Here is a 17,980-nt window from a genome sequence, read left to right as displayed (position 1 = left end):
CTCTCGTCTCCTCAGTAGGCGAAGGCCAGGACGTCGTCCCGGGAGCCGTCGTCGTCGTGGTCCTCGTGCTCGACCAGCTCGGGCATGGCCGCGACCACGCCGGTGCGCACGTACTTGGCGATCAGCGCGACCTCCACGACCATGAGCACCCCGTACAGCAGCAGGAGGCTGCCGAGCGAGAACAGCAGCTCCCCGGCCGTGACGTTCGGCGAGACCGCGGCTTCGGTGAACATGAAGATCCGCTGATCCAGCGGCAGGTCCGGATTGGGTGCTACGACGAAGGGCTGCCGGCCCATCTCCGTGAAGACCCAGCCCGCCACATTGGCCCCGAACGGGGCCAGGATGCCCACGACGCCCAGGCCCATCAGCCCCTTCGACAGGGGCACCGTGCCCTTGCGCGTGAGCCACCAGGCACCGGCGCAGGCCACGGCCGCCAGAGCGCCGAAGGTGATCATCAGGCGGAAGCCCCAGTAGGTGACCTCCATGAGGGGCTGGTACTCGATCTGCTCACCGGCTCGGTCGCCGTAGAGCTCGTCGTCGGCCAGGTTCGTGCCGTACTCCTGCTCGTACTCGGGCTGCAGCGTGTTCAGCCCCGCCACGTCGGTCGTGAAGTTGTTGTAGGCCAGGAAGGACAGCAGGCTGGGCACTTCCAGGAGGGTGTGCACGTTGTCGCAGGACGCGTCGCCCGGCGAGCCGATCGTGAGCACCGAGAACGCGGTGCCGTCGTGGCAGGCCGCTTCCGCGGAGGCCATCTTCAGGGGCTGCTGGTGGATCATCAGCTGCGCCTGCGCATGTCCGGAGAACGCCGTCCCCAGGAAGCCGATGATCCCGATGAGGATCCCCACGCGCAGCGAGCGCCACCACACCCGGTAGTCGGTGCGGTCGCGTCCCCCGGTGGGCAGCTCCCCCACGACGACGACGCCGTCGGCATCCACGGTGTCGAGGCCGTCCGCCCGGCGGCGCCACAGCTTGTACCAGGCGATGCCCAGCAGGAAGGACCCGGCCACGGCGATCGCCCCGAACAGGGTGTGGATGATCGCCACCACCGCTGTCGAGTTCGTCAGCACGGCGCCGATGTCATTCAGGATGGGGCGGCCGTCGATGATCTCGTAGCCGACCGGATGCTGCATCCACGAGTTGGCCACGATGATGAAGAACGCCGAGAGCCACGAGGCGATCACCGCCATGGCGAGGCAGGCCGCGTGGACCGCCGGGCGCAGCTTGTCCCAGCCGAAGATCCACAGGCCCAGGAACGTGGACTCCACGAAGAACGCGAGCAGTCCCTCCATGGCCAGCGGGGCGCCGAAGACATCGCCCACGAAGCGCGAGTACTCCGACCAGGCCATCCCGAACTGGAACTCCTGGACCAGGCCCGTGGCCACGCCCATGATGAAGTTGATCAGGAAGAGCTTTCCCCAGAACTTGGTCAGCCGCAGGTCCTCCGGGCGGCGCAGCCGCACCCAGCGCAGGTTGAACCACACGACGACGGCACCCAGTCCCAGCGTCAGCGGAACCATCATGAAGTGGTAGACGGTGGTGATCCCGAACTGCCACCGAGCGATCTCGACGATGTCCATGCGACTCCTCGCGGGGCCCTGCCGGCTGTGCGCCGGACGATCACGGGCCTCGCCTCAGACGACTTCCAGCCTACGCTCGCCCGCGAGCGCCTCGAGGCTCGGACGGGGCCGGCGCGGTGTTACGTCGATCACAGCCGCAGCGCACCAGGTCAGGGCCGTGCCGAGCTCCTCTCGTGCCCTGCGGCACTGGCAATCCCTGGCAACCCGGGCCCGGCGCGCAGGGCGCAGCCTCACCGAGCCGGTGGGCTCAGCGGCCGGGCCCCAGCAGCCCTGCGTCGGCCACCGCCTGGCGCTCGGCGAGAAGCTCGGCCACCGAGCGATCGATGCGCTCGCGGGCGAAGTCGTCGATCCGCCAGTCGTCCGCGATGGACCACTGCCCGTCCGAGCAGGTCACGGGGAAGGAGCTGACGATCCCCTCCGGCACGCCGTAGGCGCCGTCGGAGGCCACCGCCATGGAGGTCCATTCTCCCTCCGGCGTGCCCTGGCTCCACTGGCGGACGTGCGAGATCAGCGCGTGGGCTGCGGAGCCCACGGAGGAGCCGCCGCGCACCTCGATGATCTCGGCGCCGCGCTGGGCCACGGCCGGGATGTAGGTCTCGGCGATCCAGTCCTGCCCCAGTCCGTGCTCGGCCAGCGCCTGCTCGGCCGGCACGCCGCGCACGGTGGCTCGGGAGAGATCCACGAACTGGGTCGCGGAGTGATTGCCCCAGATCGCCACGCCGTCGACGTCCGGCGCCGCCCCGCCGCAGGCCTGGGCGAGCTGGGCCTGAGCCCGCAGATGATCCAGTCGCGTCAGCGCCGTGAAGCGCTGGGCGGGCAGCTCGGGGGCGTGGGAGGCCGCGATCAGCGCGTTGGTGTTCGCCGGGTTGCCCACCACGACGGCCCGGAAGCTCTCCTCCGCCCCCGCGGCGATAGCCCGACCCTGCTCGGAGAAGATCCCCGCGTTGGCCTCGAGCAGATCGGCGCGCTCCATGCCCTTGCTGCGCGGCCGGGCTCCGATCAGCAGCCCGAGCTCGCTGCCCTCGAAGGCGGCGACGGGGTCGTCGAACACGTCCACGGAGGCGAGGAGGTCGAAGGCGCAGTCCGACAGCTCCATGGCCACGCCCTCTGCCGCCCGTGCCGCCTGCGGCACCTCGAGAAGGCGCAGCCGCACGGGCTGGTGGGGACCGAACAGGTCTCCGGCTCCGGCGCGGAAGAGCGCGGCGTAGCCGATCTGCCCTGCGGCTCCCGTAACGGTGACGGTGATCGGGCGGCGGTCCTGTGAGGTGGCGGTGGTGTCCATGGGTGCTCCTGCGCTGCGCCGGGCGGGTGTGGATTCAGCGTAGGTCGCAGGAGCTGCCGCAGGCACGGCGTTGCACGAAATGGGCATCGAGCCCGAGCCGAAGGACTCAGGCGTCGATCTGCTCGGCGTCCAGTCGAGCGGCGCCTTCGATGATGAAGTCGCGGCGCGGGGCCACCTCCGAGCCCATGAGCAGCCCGAAGGCGCGCTCGGCGTCCTCGGCCTGGCTCATGGTCACCCGGCGCAGCAGGCGGTGGCGGATGTCCATGGTGGTCTCGGCCAGCTGATCGGCGTCCATCTCGCCCAGGCCCTTGTAGCGCTGGATCGGCTCCTTGTAGGAGCGGCCCTCGGATTCGAGGCGGGTCAGCAGGCGATGCAGCTCGGCCTCCGAGTAGGTGTAGACCATCTCGTTGGCCTTCGAGCCGCTGTTGATGATCTCCACGCGGTGCAGCGGAGGCACGGCGGCATAGACCTTGCCCGCCTCCACCAGGGGACGCATGTAGCGGTAGAACAGGGTCAGCAGCAGGGTGCGGATGTGGGCGCCGTCCACATCCGCATCCGTCATCATGATGACCTTGCCGTAGCGGGCGGCGTCGAGGTCGAAGGTGCGCCCCGAGCCCGCTCCGATGACCTGGATGAGCGCGGCGCACTCGGCGTTGGCGAGCATGTCCGGCAGCGAGGCCTTCTGGACGTTGAGGATCTTGCCGCGGATGGGGAACAGCGCCTGATAGGCGGAATCGCGGGCCAAGCGTGCGGTGCCCAGCGCGGAATCGCCCTCCACGATGAAGACCTCGGAGCGCTGCACGTCGGTCGAGCGGCACTCGACCAGCTTGGCCGGCATGGACGAGGTCTCCAGGGCGTTCTTGCGCCGCTGGGTCTCCTTGTGCAGGCGCGCCGAGATCCGGGACTTCATCTCGCCGACGACCTTCTCCAGGACCTGTCCGGCCTGGTTCTTCTGCTCCCGCTTGCCAGAGGTCAGCGCGGCCGTGAGCTCCTTCTCCACGACCTTGGAGACGATCTGGCGCACCGCCGGCGTGCCGAGCACCTCCTTGGTCTGGCCCTCGAACTGCGGCTCCGCAAGGCGCACGGTCAGCACGGCCGTGAGCCCGGCCATGATGTCGTCCTTCTCGATCTTGTCGCTGCCGGCCTTGAGCTTGCGCGCATTCGCGGCGACCTGCTTGCGGAAGACCTTGACCAGCGCCTGCTCGAAGCCGCTGAGGTGCGTTCCGCCCTTGGGCGTGGCGATGATGTTCACGAAGCTGCGGATCTCGGTGTCGTAGCCGATCCCCCACCGCAGAGCCACATCGACCTCGCACGTGCGCTCGACGTCCTGCAGCCGCGACTGCCCGGAGTCATCGAGCACGGGAACCGTCTCCGTGAAGGTGCCCTCGCCCTGGAAGCGCCAGACATCGGTCACGGATTCGTCCGAGGCCAGGAACTCGGCGAACTCGGAGATGCCGCCGTCGTGCTGGAAGACCTCCTCGTGGGGGCCCAGCTCGCCGGCGGTGCCCGGCAGGCGGCGCTCATCGCGCACGGTGATGCGCAGCCCCGGGATCAGGAAGGCGGTCGTGCGGGCGCGCTGGACCAGCTCCTGGTAGGAGAACTGCGCGTCCGGGGTGAAGATCTGCTGGTCCGCCCAGTACCGCACGCGGGTGCCCGTGACGCCGCGCTTGGCCTTGCCGACGACGTCGAGCTCCGATCCCGAGACGAACGGCTCGAAGGCCGCCCGCGGGCTCGGAGCGCCCTTGTCCTCGAATCGGCCCGGCTCCCCGTGGCGGAAGGACATCTGGTAGGTCTTGCCGCCGCGATCCACCTGGACGTCCAGGCGCGAGGACAGAGCGTTGACCACCGAGGCGCCCACGCCGTGCAGGCCACCGGAGGCCGTGTAGGAGCCGCCGCCGAACTTGCCGCCGGCATGCAGCTTGGTGAACACGACCTCCACACCGGACAGCCCGGTGCGCGGCTCCTTGTCGATCGGCACGCCGCGGCCGTCGTCGTGGACCTCCACGCAGCCGTCCTTGTGCAGGATCACCGTGATCTGCTGGCCGTAGCCGGCCAGGGCCTCATCCACCGAGTTGTCGATGATCTCCCAGAGACAGTGCATGAGCCCGCGGCCGTCGGTGGAGCCGATGTACATGCCGGGGCGCTTGCGCACAGCCTCGAGGCCCTCCAGCACCGAGAGGTGGCGGGCGTTGTACTCGGAGGTCGAGGGGGTCACGGCGGGGAGGCTCCTGCGGTTCGCTGATGTCGATCGTGCGTGCGGCTGCCGGCGGTGGCCGCACACGGCGCGGCCGCCCGGCGGCGCGCGGGCCAGACCACTCTAGACCGGCTCGGCGACACCGCGCGGGCCGCTGCCCGTTGCGATCGACGACGGGCCCCCACCGTGACGCGGCGCTCACCGGATGCGCGGTGGGCGAAATCGCGTGCCGCGGGGAAGCTCCCGGGGGCTCGGCGTGGTTCTATAGTCCGAACCGCCGCACCCCCTGCCTCGCAGGACCGAGCACATCGGATGCGCGGTATCGGCCCAGCGTCGATGCTGGACCAGACGAATCCGTCGCGGACATCGCACGATCCGACGGACTCCGAGCACGAGGAGGAATCGTGAACCCAACACTTGAGACCCCAGAACTGAACGCCACCCACCGCTGCGACGCCTGCGGAGCCCAGGCCTACGTCCGCGTGGTCCTCGAGTCCACCGGAGGCGAGCTGCTCTTCTGCGCTCACCACGCCCGTGCCAACGAGGACAAGCTGCGCCCCATGGCCGCCCAGTGGCAGGACGAGACCGAGCGCATCTCCTGAACACTCAGGATCCCCTGCAGCGCGGGCGCTGAGCCGGCACGAGGGCCCCGTTCACCGATCGGTGAACGGGGCCCTCGGCTGTGCCGGAGGCCTCGGGCTCAGCCCAGCCGCGTGAACAGGTCGGTGCGCAGGTCCGCCGGATCCATCTCCGGGGTCGGCTCGGTGACGTAGACCTCCCAGAACGGCAGCTCGGGGGTCTCACCGGCGGAGGCGACCTGACCCATGAACCCGGCCCAGGCGGTCGACAGCTGGTCGTACCCGCCCAGGTGGGAGATCCGCGCCGCTCGTCCTCCTGGCAGCCACGACGGCTCCAGCCGCACTCCGTCCGCGGCGTCGATCACGGACTCGCTCGGCTCGGTCAGGGGCATGCCGACCTCGAAGTCCGCGGTCTCGTCCGGGGCGCGGTGGTACAGGGCGAAGGCCGGTCCGCTGGGGGCCAGCCCGTGCTGCGCCATGGCCGGGAAGATCGCGCGGAAGGCGGTGTCGAAGACCTCCGGCATCCGGTCCATCGGCTGGCCGTGGACCTTCAGCACCAGCGTGGGGACCTGCTGGGCCTCGAAGACCTCGAGGCTGCTCACGGGCTCCCGGCTCAGGCCCATGGGCGATCCGGAGAGGGTGGATTCCTGCGTCATGGGTCTCTCCTGTATATCGTGCCCCCGCAGCGCGGGCGGCTTCCGGATGCGACACGGTTCTGGGCTCATGCTAGGTCGTCGTCCCGGTGACGTAGGAGAGGACCCTCCCCCTGCGTCTGCGCCGGAAGGCCCGTCCCTCAGACGAACCAGGCGGTGTCGACCTCCCGCGGGTGCTGCTCGCCCCGACCGGCGTCAGCGGCGGCACGAGCCGCGCCCAGCACCAGTGCCATGGCCGCGGCGCCCGGGTCGATCACCCCCTGCGAAGCCTCTCCCACATAGCTGGCTCGACCGCGTCGGGCGAGGCTCTCAGCACTGCTGCGAGCGCCCTTGACCGCTGCGGCCTCGCCGGCTTCGAGGATGTGCTCCGAAGGCTCGCCGTCGTGCAGGCTTCGGCGCATGGCCTCCACTGCGGGAGCCAGGGCATCGACCATCGTCTTGTCCCCGACCTCGGCCTCGCCGTAGCGCTGCACGATCGCCTGCCCCGCAGCCAGGGCCTCGACGAGCTCCTCCACCTGCGGAGTGCCGTCCGCCTCACCGGCCTTGGCCAGCTCTCGGAAGAACACGCCGAACAGCGGACCGCTGGTGCCGCCCACGGCGAGCCAGCCGCGATACAGCGAGCTCAGCCACTGCCGGTAGGTGCTCGGCTGCTCCTGCTCGGTCTCCCTGTCCAGCTGCGACAGCGCGGTGCGCACACTGGTGCCGAAGTCGCCGTCGCCTGCTCGACGGTCCAGCTCGCCCAGGGCTTCGGCGTTCTCGCCCAGCAGCCGCTGCACGCCCTGCACGAATCGGCGCCCGAAGTCCTCGCCCAGGCCCTGAGCCGTCCCGGAACTCTCCTGCTCGGTCATCTTCTGCTCCTCACCAGGTCAGGGCGGGGGTGCGCACGGGGGCGTCCCACAGCTGACGGGTCTGCGGATCCAGCGGCATCAGCGTGATCGACACGCCGTGCATGTCCAGGCTCGTGACGTACGAGCCCACGAGCCAGCGCCCGACGGACAGTCCTTCGCCGCGGAGGCGATGGTGCGCCGCTCGCGCCACGAGGCTCAGCTCGAGCTGCGTGGCCGAGCCGAGGCCGTTGGCCACCACGAGCAGCTCCTGCCCCTGCTCCAGGCCCAGCTGCTCGAGCAGCGGGTCAAGCAGCTGGTCCGTCAGCCCGTCGGCGTCGGTGAACTCGCCACGGCGGGCCGCGCGCTCGCCGTGGATGCCGACGCCGAGCTCGACCTCGTGGTCCTCGAGCTCGAACTGGGGGCGCCCGTCCGCCGGCGGGGTGCCCGCGGACAGCGCCAGGCTCATGGTCCGCGCCGAGGCCGCGGCGCGGCGGCCGATCTCGGAGACCTCGCTCAGCTCGGCTCCCTGCTCGGCTGCGGCCCCGCACAGCTTCTCCACGATCAGGGTGGCGGCGGTCCCCCGGCGGCCCGGTCCGCCGTGCGGGGAGTCGGTGGCCAGGTCGTCGTCGACCAGCACGATCTCGGTCTCGATGTCATCGTCGCCGGTGATCTCGTCCGCGATCCGGAAGTTCAGGACGTCGCCGGTGTAGTTCTTGACGATCTGGACGACACCGCGGCCCGAATCGGCGGCGCGCGTGGCCTCCAGGACCTGCAGCGCGGTGGGGCTCGTGAACACGGCGCCCGCAACGGCCACGTCCAGCATGCCGCGCCCGACCATCCCCGCGTGCAGCGGCTCGTGCCCGGAACCCCCGCCGGAGACCAGTCCGACCTTGTCCTGAGCGGGCTCGCGGCGGCGCACGCAGCGGTGCTCGGCCTCTAGCTCCAGCAGCTGCGGGTGGCTGAGCACGAGGCCCTCGAGGGCCTGCGGCACCAGCTGATCGGGATCGTTGACGATGCTTCGGCGCATGGCCGCTCCTCACCTGAGGTGTTCTCTCGGTGCTGCGGATCCTACGGGCGGCCTCCGACGGCGCAGCGCCCGGGGAATACGACGACGGCCCCCTCTCCGCCGCCGCTGGGGCAGCCGGAGGGAGGGCCGTCGGAAGGACGCTGCGCGGTCAGCGCAGGAGGATCAGTCCAGGTAGTCGCGCAGGACCTGCGAGCGCGAGGGGTGGCGCAGCTTGGACATGGTCTTGGACTCTATCTGGCGGATCCGCTCGCGGGTCACGCCGTAGACCTTGCCGATCTCGTCCAGGGTCTTGGGCTGGCCGTCGGTGAGCCCGAAGCGCATGGCGACCACCCCTGCCTCCCGCTCGGAGAGTGTGTCGAGCACCGAGTGCAGCTGCTCCTGCAGCAGCGTGAAGCTCACGGCGTCGGCGGGCACGACGGCCTCGGAGTCCTCGATCAGGTCTCCGAACTCGGAATCGCCGTCCTCGCCCAGCGGGGTGTGCAGGGAGATGGGCTCGCGGCCGTACTTCTGGACCTCGACGACCTTCTCCGGCGTCATGTCCAGCTCCTTGGCCAGCTCCTCCGGGGTGGGCTCGCGACCCAGGTCCTGGAGCATCTGGCGCTGGACGCGGGCCAGCTTGTTGATGACCTCGACCATGTGCACCGGGATGCGGATGGTGCGGGCCTGATCGGCCATGGCGCGGGTGATCGCCTGGCGGATCCACCAGGTGGCGTAGGTCGAGAACTTGAAGCCCTTGGTGTAGTCGAACTTCTCGACGGCGCGGATCAGGCCCAGGTTGCCCTCCTGGATCAGATCCAGGAAGAGCATGCCGCGGCCCGTGTAGCGCTTGGCCAGGGAGACGACGAGGCGCAGGTTGGCCTCGAGCAGGTGGTTCTTGGCGCGCTTGCCGTCGTGGATGACCCAGCGCAGGGCCTTGCGCTCCTCCTTGGACAGCTTGTCCGCTTCCTCGCCCTTGTACTTGTGCTCGGCGAACAGGCCGGCCTCGATCCGCAGGGCGAGATCGACCTCCTGCTCGGCGTTGAGCAGCGCGACCTTGCCGATCTGCTTCAGGTAGTCCTTGACGGGATCGGCGGTCGCGCCCGCGGAGACAACCTGCTGCGCGGGGGCGTCGTCATCGTCGTTGTTGGACAGCACGAAGCCGCGGACCTTGTCCGACTTGGACTCGGTCTCCTTGCCCGTGGGCTTGGCGATGACCTCGGTGCCGGAGCGGGCCTTCTCGGCGTCGTCGCCCTGGACGACGACGTCCTCGCCCTCCTCCGCGGAATCATCGGCCTCATCGGCCGAGTCGAGGTCTTCTCCCGAGGCGTCCTCGTACTCGTCCGCGCTGTCCTCCGGCTCGGCTTGGGCCGCCTTGCGGCGGGTGGTCTTGGGCGCGGCCTTGGCGGCGGTCTCGTCGGACTCGGCGGCCTTGGCCGCCGTCTTGCGCGTGGTCGGCTTCTTGGCGGCGGTCTTCTTGGCGGCGGTCTTCTTGGCCGGAGTCTTCTTGGCCGGGGCCTTCACAGCTTCCTCCAGCGACTCGGTCTTGGCCTCCGCCTCAGCACCGGTCTCCGGGACCGAGGCCTTGGTGGCCGTGGAGCGGGACGCGGTCGACTTGGAGGCAGCCGACTTGGAGGCCGTGGACTTGGCGGCGCTCGACTTCGCCGCGGACGAGGTGGTCTTGCGCGCGGCGGTGGTCTTCTTGGCCGCAGTCGTCTTCTTGGCGGCGGACTTGGCCGGGGCTGCGCCCGTGGACTCCGCACCCGCGGTGTCGACCTCAGCGGGGTCGCTCGCGCTCGCAGCGGCAGCCGACTTGTTCTGGGCAGCAGGGGACAATGTTGACCTTTCCTCACTAGACGAAGCGCCCGACTCACCGTCAGAACGCCTATGACCCTGTCAAGCCCTCGGCTCGCGCACACGCGCTGCCAAGGATCCTGAAGGGCCTACCGTGGGATCCAACCAGAGGTCGCTGCCTTTTGTTCCGTGAATCGCGGATGTCGCAGATCTTTTTTCTGACATCGCTGGAGCGCGCCCCACGGCTTTCGTCCGAACAACGGCAGGACTTCGGGGCTCAGCTGCGACGATGCCAGCTGCGCTGCGGATCTCCCGCCCAGCTGGGCAGCGGATGCTGGGTGCCCAGAGCACGCAGTCGTGCCACGCCCAGGTGCCCCGGCACGGCCTCCGCAGCCAGCTCGAGCCACTGGGTCGCCCGCGTCCCCCGGGCGCGAAAGCGCTCCAGATGCGCGGTGGCCACCCACAGCCAGGCCTCGGCATCGGCACCGGCCGGCGATCCGGGCCCCGCTTCAGCGGCGCCGTGCAGCAGGTCCAGCAGCAGCTCGAGCACGCCCTCGCACTGCTCGACCCGCTCCCAGTCGGGCGTCCCGTCCCACCGGCCCTTGAGCACCTCGATCATCCAGCCGAAGTCCTCGCCTTGGCTCGACCCGTGCACCATGGCCTGCAGCTGCCACCAGGCCCTCAGGGCGCGTCCGTGCTGGCCGGTGAGCACGGACACCGCGAGCGCGTCCGATCCCACCGGATCCGCCAGGCAGACCAGCAGCTGCGACTGCGCGGCCGAATCCAGCGCCGAGGCCCGTTCGGCGGCCGTGCCAGGGGAGCGGTCATCGAGCAGGCGCTGCCAGGCCTCCAGGGAGTCGGCCACCTGGGGTCCGACGTCGCGGTGGAGGCACTGGGCGGCACCAGGTCCGGCCGCGCCGCGGCGCAGGCTCCATCGCCGCTGGAACTCTCGGACCAGGCCCCGGCAGTCCTCTACCCGCAGCTCGCTGCGCTCCGGCTCGGCGCGGACGGACCGAGTCGGGGCCGGCTCGTCGACCGTGCTTCCGGTGACCACGAGCGCCGTCCACACCGCGCTCGAGCGGATCTCCTGCACGTCGCGGCCGATCCGGGGCTCGGAGTCCTCCAGATCGAACCACTGCCGCGGCCCCACCTCCCAGCACCCGGCGATGCTGTGCCCGGACAGGGCCGCGGCCTCCCCCACGGCGTCGACGACCTGCTCGCACTGCCGTGCGTCCAGGGAGGATCCGTCGGTGAACAGTGCCAGGTAGAGGCGGTCGCCCACCGGATCGTGCTCCAGCAGGCGGCACAGCTCGGCGATCCACTCGAGCAGCGTGAGCTCATCGGCGAGCACCCGCTCCTCGGGCAGGTCCACGCGCAGGCACGGGCCGGGCTCCGAATCGGTCGAGGTCAGCAGCACCGCCGAGCGCTTGGGCCACTGCCCCAGCGTGTGCGGCATGATCGCGAGGATGTCCGCGGCGGTGCGCGCCACGGGCGTGAACGGGTCGCGGCCGACGTCCTGCCCGGGGTCGGCGCGGGAGGAGGGAGTGGGATCGCTGTGCGCGGCGTCTGTGCTCATGGGCCCAGCGTCGCCGTCGGGGCCGGCCACCGGGTCCGGAAGCCGACGACCGTGGAGATCCCGCCCCGCGTGGCTGCGCAGACGGAGGCTGTGGAGCCCTCAGACCGCGCTGGCGCCGTACTTGCTGCGGACCCGGCGGGTGAACAGCAGGCAGAAGGCCGAGCCCACGGCCGTCACCAGCAGCTGCGTGGCCATGGCCACTCGGAACGACGCCGGCGAGTACAGCTCGTCGGTGATCCCCAGCGCCAGCTGCAGATCCAGCGCGGCACCGATGAGGAAGATCGCGATCAGGGCCGCCACGAAGCCGCCGACATTCGCGATCCCGGTGGCGGTGCCGGCCCGGCGCACGGGGACGAACGACTGGATCACGTTGAAGGCGAGCATGGAGGCCGGCAGCGAGATCGCGATCAGCACGACCGCCGCGACCACCACCAGGAACGGCGCATGCCCGGGCCACAGCAGCAGCACGAGCCACGCGGCCGCACCCAGTCCGATGATGGTGAAGGACAGGCGCATCCGGCGATCGGGCGCACGCGAGACGATCCCGCCGAGCACGAGGCCCACGACGATGTTGGCCAGCACGAAGAACGTCATGACGAACGACGCCTCCCCCATCGACAGGCCCTGGGCGTGCTGCAGATAGGGGTAGCCCCACATCAGTCCGAAGACGTTGCCGGTGAACTGGATCGTGAAGTGCAACCAGAACGCGAGTCCGATGGAGGGATCGCGCAGGCAGCGCTGCACCTGGATGCGCACCCTGCGCAGGGTCGTGGGCCGCTCGCTGCGGGCCGAGCCCTCCGGGGAGTCGCGCAGGAAGGCCAGCACGAGGACCAGCGTCAGCACGGACAGTCCTGTCATCGACAGGAACGACGGCACCCATCCGGCCGCCGAGAGCAGCAGGCTGAACGGCACGACCGACAGCAGCTGGCCCAGGTTGCCGACCGCGCCGACGGCCATGGTGACCATGGGCGAATAGCGCAGCGAGAACCACGCCGGGACGATCTTCAGCACGCACACGAAGGTCATGGCATCGCCGGCGCCGACGAACACGCGAGCCAGAACGCCCACGCTGATCGACTCGGCCACGGCCAGGATGAGCTGTCCGACGATCATCAGCCCGGCGCCGATGGCGACCATCCGCCGGCTGCCCAGCCGGTCGACCAGCACGCCGACGGGGATCTGCATGCCGGCGTAGATCAGCACCTGCAGCATCGTGAACAGGGACAGCTCGGAGGCCGCGGCGCCGAAGCGATCCGCGGCCTGGGTCGAGGCCACCCCGAAGCTCGTCCGCTGCGCCACGGCGATCATGTAGGCGAAGACGCCCACCCCCATGACGAGGAAGGCTGTGCGCGAGTCGCGCTGCGGGAGGGGACGACCAGACGCAGCCCCCGTCACAGGTCGTCAGACTCCGAGCGCTGCGCCAGGAAGGCCTCGGCGGCCGCCCCGATCTCATCGGCATCGGGCAGCTCGTCGGCGTCTCCGGCCAGCAGGGAGCGCGGCTGCGCGCCCTCGACGGCCTCGTCGTAGCGCTGCTCGAGCTGGGAGATCACGGCCTGGATCTCCGGCGACTCGGCCACCTGCTCCTCGATGCGCTGCAGGGCATCGCGGGAGTCGTCGCGCAGGGCGTCGGTGGGCAGGGTCAGGGCCGTGGCCGCGGAGAAGTGCTCGAACGCGGTCACCGCGATCTGCGGCAGGACGGCTTCGGCCATGTACTGCGGGACGTGCACCGAGAAGCCCACGTGGTCGATTCCGGCCTCGGCAAGGCGGATCTCGAGCTGCTGGGCGACCGAGGAGCTCATCTCGATGATCGGCAGCTTGGAGAAGCCCGAGCCCACCAGATCCGTGCGTGAGCCGTGCGGGGTCACCAGGAAGGGTCGGGTGTGCGGAACGGGCATGGGGAATCCCGTGACGTCGGTGACGATCGAGGTCTCCATGCGCTGCACGAGGTCCATGACCGCGTCCAGGAAGCGCTCCCAATGCAGGTCCGGCTCCGGCCCGGAGAGCACCGTGAAGTGCTGTCCCAGAGGGTCCGTCACCAGGTGCAGGGCCAGCTCCGGGCCCTCGATGCGCTCGAAGTGGTCCTGGACGAAGCGCACGTGCGGGCGCCGGGCCCGGTAGTCGTGCAGCTGGTCGGAGTCGAACCTGGCCAGGACCTCCGAGGGCAGTCCCCCCAGCAGGGTCTCGCGGACCTGCTCGGCCAGGTGCCCCGCATCGGCGTAGCCGGACAGGGCCACGATCATGGGAGCGCCGTGCAGCCGGGGGTCATCGAGCAGGCTCCCGTTCGCCATGTACAGCTCGGATGCATCAGCCACAGTTGCTCCTCCATCGACGTGCCGTGCGCCGCGCCCCTCCACGGGCACGGGCGCTTCAGCAGGATGCAACGGCCCCGCAGGCGTGTTCTATTCCGTGCGACGGCCGAGCCACCAGTCTCGCACCCATGAGGAGCAGCGCCCATTCGCCGTGCCCCGTCCGAGGCGCCCGCTACCCTCGAGCACATGACGCAGCGGCTGGACGCTCCGGCCCCGCTCCGGGCATATCGCCCGGAGGCAGGCCAGGCGCACCGCACCGCTGCAGGAACCGATCCCCGCCCCGATCGCGCGCTGCGCGCCGATCACCCTCCAGAGGAATGAGGACAGTCCATGGCCCGCACCCCCTCCAGCTCTCCCACCCGCCGACGCCCCGGCGCCGAGACCCCGCCCGCGCTCATCGACCTCGTCCCCTCGGGCGGGCTGAGCCTGACCAGCAGCACCAAGAAGCTGTCCTCCCTGTCCGCGGACGCTCTGGTGCTCGGCGTGGAGAAGACCCCCGATGGCCCCGTCGTGGCCCTGCCGCTGGAGGCCAAGGGCCTTCCCGCCGATCTGCAGCTGCAGGCGGAGGCGCTGCGCGTCTCCGGCGCCGCAGATGAGGTCCGCACCCTGCCGGCCCCCTCGGGCTCGGCCTGGCCGGTCATCGTGCTGAGCGGGCTGGGCGACGGCCGCGAGACCGACTCGCGCGCCGAGTCGCTGCGCCGCGCCGCCGGGGCGGCCGCACGCGCCCTGATCGGCCGCGAGCACGCCGTGTTCGCTCTGCCGGCCCAGGACGTGGCCGAGGCCGCAGCCGTGGCCGAGGGCGCGGCGCTGGGCGCCTTCACGTTCACCGCCCAGAAGCACGCGACCCGCAAGCCCAGCGACTCCCCGCTGCGCCGCGCCACGATCGCCGCGGCGGGCCTTCCCGCGGACGAGCTTGCTCCCGCTCTGACCCGCGCGGAGAACCTGGGGCGGGCCGTGGCACTGTCGCGCACACTGACCGATCTGTCCCCGGACACGGTGTATCCGCACAGCTTCGCCGAGCTGGCCCGCGATCTCGCGGCCGCGACCTCCACCGGGGCCAAGGGCCGGCTCTCGGTCGAGGTCCTGGCCGAGGACGAGCTCGCCGCCGGCGGCTACGGCGGCCTGATGGGCGTGGGCCAGGGAGCGGCGCACCCGCCGCGCCTGGTGCGCATCGGCTGGGAGCCGGCCAAGCCCGTCGACCATGTGGCGCTGGTGGGCAAGGGCATCACGTTCGACTCCGGCGGCCTGTCGCTGAAGCCCGGGGCGTCCATGATGACCATGAAGTCGGACATGTCAGGGGCCGCCACCGTGCTGGCCACGGTGCTGGCCGCCGCCGAGGCAGGGCTTCCCGTGGCCACCACGGGCTGGCTGTGCCTGGCCGAGAACATGCCCTCGGGCACCGCCACCCGCCCCGGCGACGTACTGCGCATCCGCGGCGGGCGCACCGTCGAGGTCCTGAACACCGACGCCGAGGGTCGGCTGGTGCTGGCCGACGGCCTCGTCGCCGCCCGCGAGGAGGATCCGGGCCTGCTCATCGACGTCGCCACGCTGACGGGTGCTCAGATGATCGCCCTCGGCAAGCGCACCGCGGGAGTCATGGGCGATGACGATGCCGTCGAGGCGCTGCTGTCGGCCTCGGTCGACTCGGGCGAGTCCCTGTGGCCCATGCCGCTGCCGCATCACCTGCGCGCCTCGCTGGACTCGCACGTCGCCGATCTGAAGAACATCGGCGACCGCGAGGGCGGGATGCTGGTGGCCGGGCTGTTCCTGCAGGAGTTCGGCGGCGCCGAGCACACCGACTCGGCCGATGATCTGCGCCCCGAGGGCCCTGCCGGCCCCTGGGCGCACCTGGACATCGCCGGACCGTCGTTCAACGAGGACTCCCCGTGGGGCTATACCCCTCGCCAGGGCACGGGCATGGGCCTGCTGACCCTGTTCCGGACCCTCGAGCTCGTGGCCGAACGACCGGTCTGAGCAGACTCGAGCACGCTCGCCGTGTGAGCAATGCCGCACGGCCTCCGGGCAGGCCGTGCGGCACGGTCGTCACCCGCATGGCGCGCGCGTGCGACGGGGCTAGACTGACGAACAGAACCGAGGCCTCTGCACGGCATGTCAGGGGCACGCACGGCGACGACGCCGGGCGCACGTGGAACAGATCGCAAGGGAGCGTCATCCGTGGCAGACAACGAATTCGACATCCTGGTGCTCGGCGGAGGCTCCGCCGGCTACGCCGCAGCTCTTCGCGGAGTCCAGCTGGGCTTCAGCGTCGCGCTGATCGAGAAGTCCAAGCTGGGCGGCACCTGCCTGCACTGGGGCTGCATCCCCACCAAGGCGTACCTGCACTCCGCCGAGCTGGCCACCGAGGCCCAGAACTCGGAGAAGTACGGCGTGAGCATCGGCGAGGTCTCCGTGGACATGGCCAAGGTGCGCGAGTACAAGGACAGCATCGTCGCCGGCAAGTTCAAGGGCCTGCAGGGACTCATGAAGTCCAAGAAGGTCACCGTCGTGGACGGCTTCGGCAAGCTCACCGGTGAGAACACCATCGACGTCGACGGCACCACCTACACCGGCAAGCACATCATCCTGGCCTCGGGCTCCTACTCGAAGACCATGGGCATCGAGATCCGCGATCGGGTCATGACCTCCACCGAGGCCCTCGAGATCGACTGGACCCCCAAGTCCGCGATCGTGCTGGGCGGCGGCGTCATCGGCTCCGAGTTCGCCTCCATGTGGAACTCCTTCGGCGTGGACGTCACCGTCATCGAGGGCCTGGATCACCTGGTCCCCAACGAGGACCCCGCCATCATCAAGAACCTCGAGAAGGAGTTCAAGAAGAAGGGCATCAAGACCAACCTGGGCACCTTCTTCGAGAAGGTCGAGCAGGACGACAACGGCGCCAAGGTCACCCTCGCCGACGGCAAGGTCTTCGAGGCCGACGTCGTCCTGGTCGCCGTGGGCCGCGCCCCGCGCACCGAGGACATGGGCTACGAGGACCTCGGAATCCCCATGGACCGCGGCTTCGTCACCCCGAACGAGCGCCTGCACACCGGCGTGGGCAACATCTACGCGATCGGCGACATCGTCCCGGGCGTGCAGCTGGCCCACCGCGGCTACCAGCAGGGCCGCTTCGTGGCCGAGGAGATCGCGGGCCTGAACCCGATCCCCGTCGAGGACATCAACGTCCCCAAGGTCACCTTCACCGAGCCGGAGATCTCGTCGGTGGGCTACACCCAGCCCAAGGCCGAGGAGAAGTTCGGCAAGGAGAACATCGAGACCTTCGAGTACAACCTGCTCGGCAACGGCAAGTCCTCGATCCTGGGCACCGGCGGCATCATCAAGCTGGTCCGCGAGAAGGACGGCCCGATCGTCGGCTTCCACGCGATCGGCAAGCGCATCTCGGAGCAGATCGGCGAGGGCCAGCTCATCGTCAACTGGGAGGCCTACCCGGAGGACGTCGCGCAGTTCATCCACGCGCACCCCACCCAGAACGAGGCCCTCGGCGAGGCCGCCATGGGCCTGGCGGGCATCCCGCTGCACGGCTGATCAGGCCACCTCGGCCGGCGACGCTGCTGACAGCGTCGCCGGCCGATCACCAGCACTGCATCGACCTGACGTCAGAAAGAGAATCTGAACATGTCTGAAACCGTGAACCTTCCTGCACTCGGTGAGTCCGTCACCGAAGGCACCGTGACCCGCTGGCTCAAGGAGGTCGGCGACGAGGTGGCCGTCGACGAGGCCATCGTCGAGATCTCGACCGACAAGGTGGACACCGAGGTCCCCTCCCCGGTCGCCGGTGTGATCGAGGAGATCCTGGTCCAGGAGGACGAGGACGTCGAGGTCGGCGCCCCGCTGGTCGTCATCGGCGACGGCTCCGGCTCCGGCAGCTCCGACGACTCCAGCGACTCCGCGGATGATTCCGCCGAGAAGGAGGAGCCGAAGGCTGAGGAGAAGTCTGAGGAGAAGCCCGCCGAGGAGGCTCCGAAGGCCGAGGCCAAGAAGTCCTCCGGCGGCTCCGGCACCGAGGTCACCCTGCCCGCCCTGGGCGAGTCCGTGACCGAGGGCACCGTGACCCGCTGGCTCAAGGAGATCGGCGAGGAGATCTCCGTCGACGAGCCCCTGCTCGAGGTCTCCACCGACAAGGTCGACACCGAGGTCCCCTCCCCGGTGGCCGGCACCCTGCTCGAGAT

At 70.3% G+C, this 17,980-nt stretch carries 14 protein-coding genes; 4 read left to right on the top strand and 10 right to left on the bottom strand.

All coding sequences use genetic code 11. The features are described 5' to 3' along the window. Positions 1-11: 11 nt before the first annotated feature. From FFS25_RS10215 to FFS25_RS10205, 3 genes are all read right to left on the bottom strand, one after another. A complete protein-coding gene (locus tag FFS25_RS10215; protein WP_137802838.1) occupies positions 12-1,577 on the bottom strand; it encodes a cytochrome ubiquinol oxidase subunit I in 1,566 nt (521 codons plus the stop codon). Between the two features lie 247 nt (positions 1,578-1,824). After that, a complete protein-coding gene (locus FFS25_RS10210) occupies positions 1,825-2,859 on the bottom strand; it encodes a malate dehydrogenase (RefSeq protein WP_137802837.1) in 1,035 nt (344 codons plus the stop codon). 106 nt (positions 2,860-2,965) lie between these two features. Then, positions 2,966-5,074: a DNA gyrase/topoisomerase IV subunit B gene (locus FFS25_RS10205; protein ID WP_137802836.1), complete on the bottom strand. Its 2,109-nt coding sequence runs from the start codon at positions 5,072-5,074 to the stop codon at positions 2,966-2,968. A 383-nt stretch (positions 5,075-5,457) separates the two neighbouring features. On the opposite strand from FFS25_RS10205, the gene FFS25_RS10200 reads away from it, so the two are divergent. Beyond that, on the top strand, positions 5,458-5,655 hold the full coding sequence (locus FFS25_RS10200; RefSeq protein ID WP_137802835.1) for a DUF7455 domain-containing protein: 198 nt from the start codon (positions 5,458-5,460) through the stop codon (positions 5,653-5,655). A gap of 98 nt (positions 5,656-5,753) precedes the next feature. Here FFS25_RS10200 and FFS25_RS10195 read toward each other — a convergent pair whose 3' ends face one another. The 7 genes from FFS25_RS10195 to FFS25_RS10165 all read right to left on the bottom strand — a co-directional run bounded on the left by FFS25_RS10195 (position 5,754) and on the right by FFS25_RS10165 (position 13,796). Further along, positions 5,754-6,287: a GyrI-like domain-containing protein gene (locus FFS25_RS10195; RefSeq protein ID WP_137802834.1), complete on the bottom strand. Its 534-nt coding sequence runs from the start codon at positions 6,285-6,287 to the stop codon at positions 5,754-5,756. A gap of 137 nt (positions 6,288-6,424) precedes the next feature. Next, a complete protein-coding gene (gene dhaL, locus FFS25_RS10190) occupies positions 6,425-7,132 on the bottom strand; it encodes a dihydroxyacetone kinase subunit DhaL (protein ID WP_137802833.1) in 708 nt (235 codons plus the stop codon). Positions 7,133-7,142: 10 nt separating this feature from the next. Beyond that, complete coding sequence (locus FFS25_RS10185) at positions 7,143-8,138, bottom strand: dihydroxyacetone kinase subunit DhaK (RefSeq protein WP_137802832.1); 996 nt, start codon at positions 8,136-8,138, stop codon at positions 7,143-7,145. Between the two features lie 162 nt (positions 8,139-8,300). Further along, entirely contained in the window at positions 8,301-9,950 is a 1,650-nt protein-coding gene (locus FFS25_RS10180; protein WP_137802831.1) for an RNA polymerase sigma factor, read from the bottom strand. Positions 9,951-10,185: 235 nt separating this feature from the next. Continuing rightward, a complete protein-coding gene (locus FFS25_RS10175; RefSeq protein WP_137802830.1) occupies positions 10,186-11,484 on the bottom strand; it encodes a hypothetical protein in 1,299 nt (432 codons plus the stop codon). 99 nt (positions 11,485-11,583) lie between these two features. Next, complete coding sequence (locus FFS25_RS10170) at positions 11,584-12,816, bottom strand: MFS transporter (RefSeq protein ID WP_249933860.1); 1,233 nt, start codon at positions 12,814-12,816, stop codon at positions 11,584-11,586. Positions 12,817-12,875: 59 nt separating this feature from the next. Further along, the gene (locus FFS25_RS10165; RefSeq protein ID WP_006214866.1) at positions 12,876-13,796 is read right to left on the bottom strand and encodes a PAC2 family protein; all 921 of its coding nucleotides are present in this window, start codon (positions 13,794-13,796) and stop codon (positions 12,876-12,878) included. 327 nt (positions 13,797-14,123) lie between these two features. Here FFS25_RS10165 and FFS25_RS10160 point away from each other — a divergent pair, with 327 nt between their 5' ends. The 3 genes from FFS25_RS10160 to FFS25_RS10150 form a co-directional block, all read left to right on the top strand. Beyond that, positions 14,124-15,767 carry a leucyl aminopeptidase gene (locus FFS25_RS10160; protein ID WP_137802828.1) on the top strand — a complete coding sequence of 548 codons (1,644 nt, stop codon included), beginning with the start codon at positions 14,124-14,126 and terminating at the stop codon, positions 15,765-15,767. A 201-nt stretch (positions 15,768-15,968) separates the two neighbouring features. After that, positions 15,969-17,336: a dihydrolipoyl dehydrogenase gene (gene lpdA, locus FFS25_RS10155; RefSeq protein ID WP_137802827.1), complete on the top strand. Its 1,368-nt coding sequence runs from the start codon at positions 15,969-15,971 to the stop codon at positions 17,334-17,336. Positions 17,337-17,426: 90 nt separating this feature from the next. Beyond that, positions 17,427-17,980, top strand: a 554-nt coding sequence (locus FFS25_RS10150; protein ID WP_283957218.1) for a biotin/lipoyl-containing protein, incomplete at its 3' end; no start/stop codon positions are given.

Source organism: Kocuria sp. 2SI (genome assembly GCF_005502825.1).
In the GTDB taxonomy this organism is placed as follows: Bacteria; Actinomycetota; Actinomycetes; order Actinomycetales; family Micrococcaceae; genus Kocuria; species Kocuria palustris.
This window is presented reverse-complemented; position numbering and strand designations above follow the sequence as displayed.

Excerpts from the sequence above, each read along its gene's own strand:
- FFS25_RS10175 (WP_137802830.1), bottom strand. The coding sequence starts at position 11,484 with ATGAGCACAGACGCCGCGCACAGCGATCCCACTCCCTCCTCCCGCGCC.
- FFS25_RS10160 (WP_137802828.1), top strand. The coding sequence starts at position 14,124 with ATGGCCCGCACCCCCTCCAGCTCTCCCACCCGCCGACGCCCCGGCGCC.
- FFS25_RS10210 (WP_137802837.1), bottom strand. The coding sequence starts at position 2,859 with ATGGACACCACCGCCACCTCACAGGACCGCCGCCCGATCACCGTCACC.
- dhaL (WP_137802833.1), bottom strand. The coding sequence starts at position 7,132 with ATGACCGAGCAGGAGAGTTCCGGGACGGCTCAGGGCCTGGGCGAGGAC.
- FFS25_RS10170 (WP_249933860.1), bottom strand. The coding sequence starts at position 12,816 with ATGGGGGTGGGCGTCTTCGCCTACATGATCGCCGTGGCGCAGCGGACG.
- FFS25_RS10215 (WP_137802838.1), bottom strand. The coding sequence starts at position 1,577 with ATGGACATCGTCGAGATCGCTCGGTGGCAGTTCGGGATCACCACCGTC.
- FFS25_RS10185 (WP_137802832.1), bottom strand. The coding sequence starts at position 8,138 with ATGCGCCGAAGCATCGTCAACGATCCCGATCAGCTGGTGCCGCAGGCC.
- FFS25_RS10195 (WP_137802834.1), bottom strand. The coding sequence starts at position 6,287 with ATGACGCAGGAATCCACCCTCTCCGGATCGCCCATGGGCCTGAGCCGG.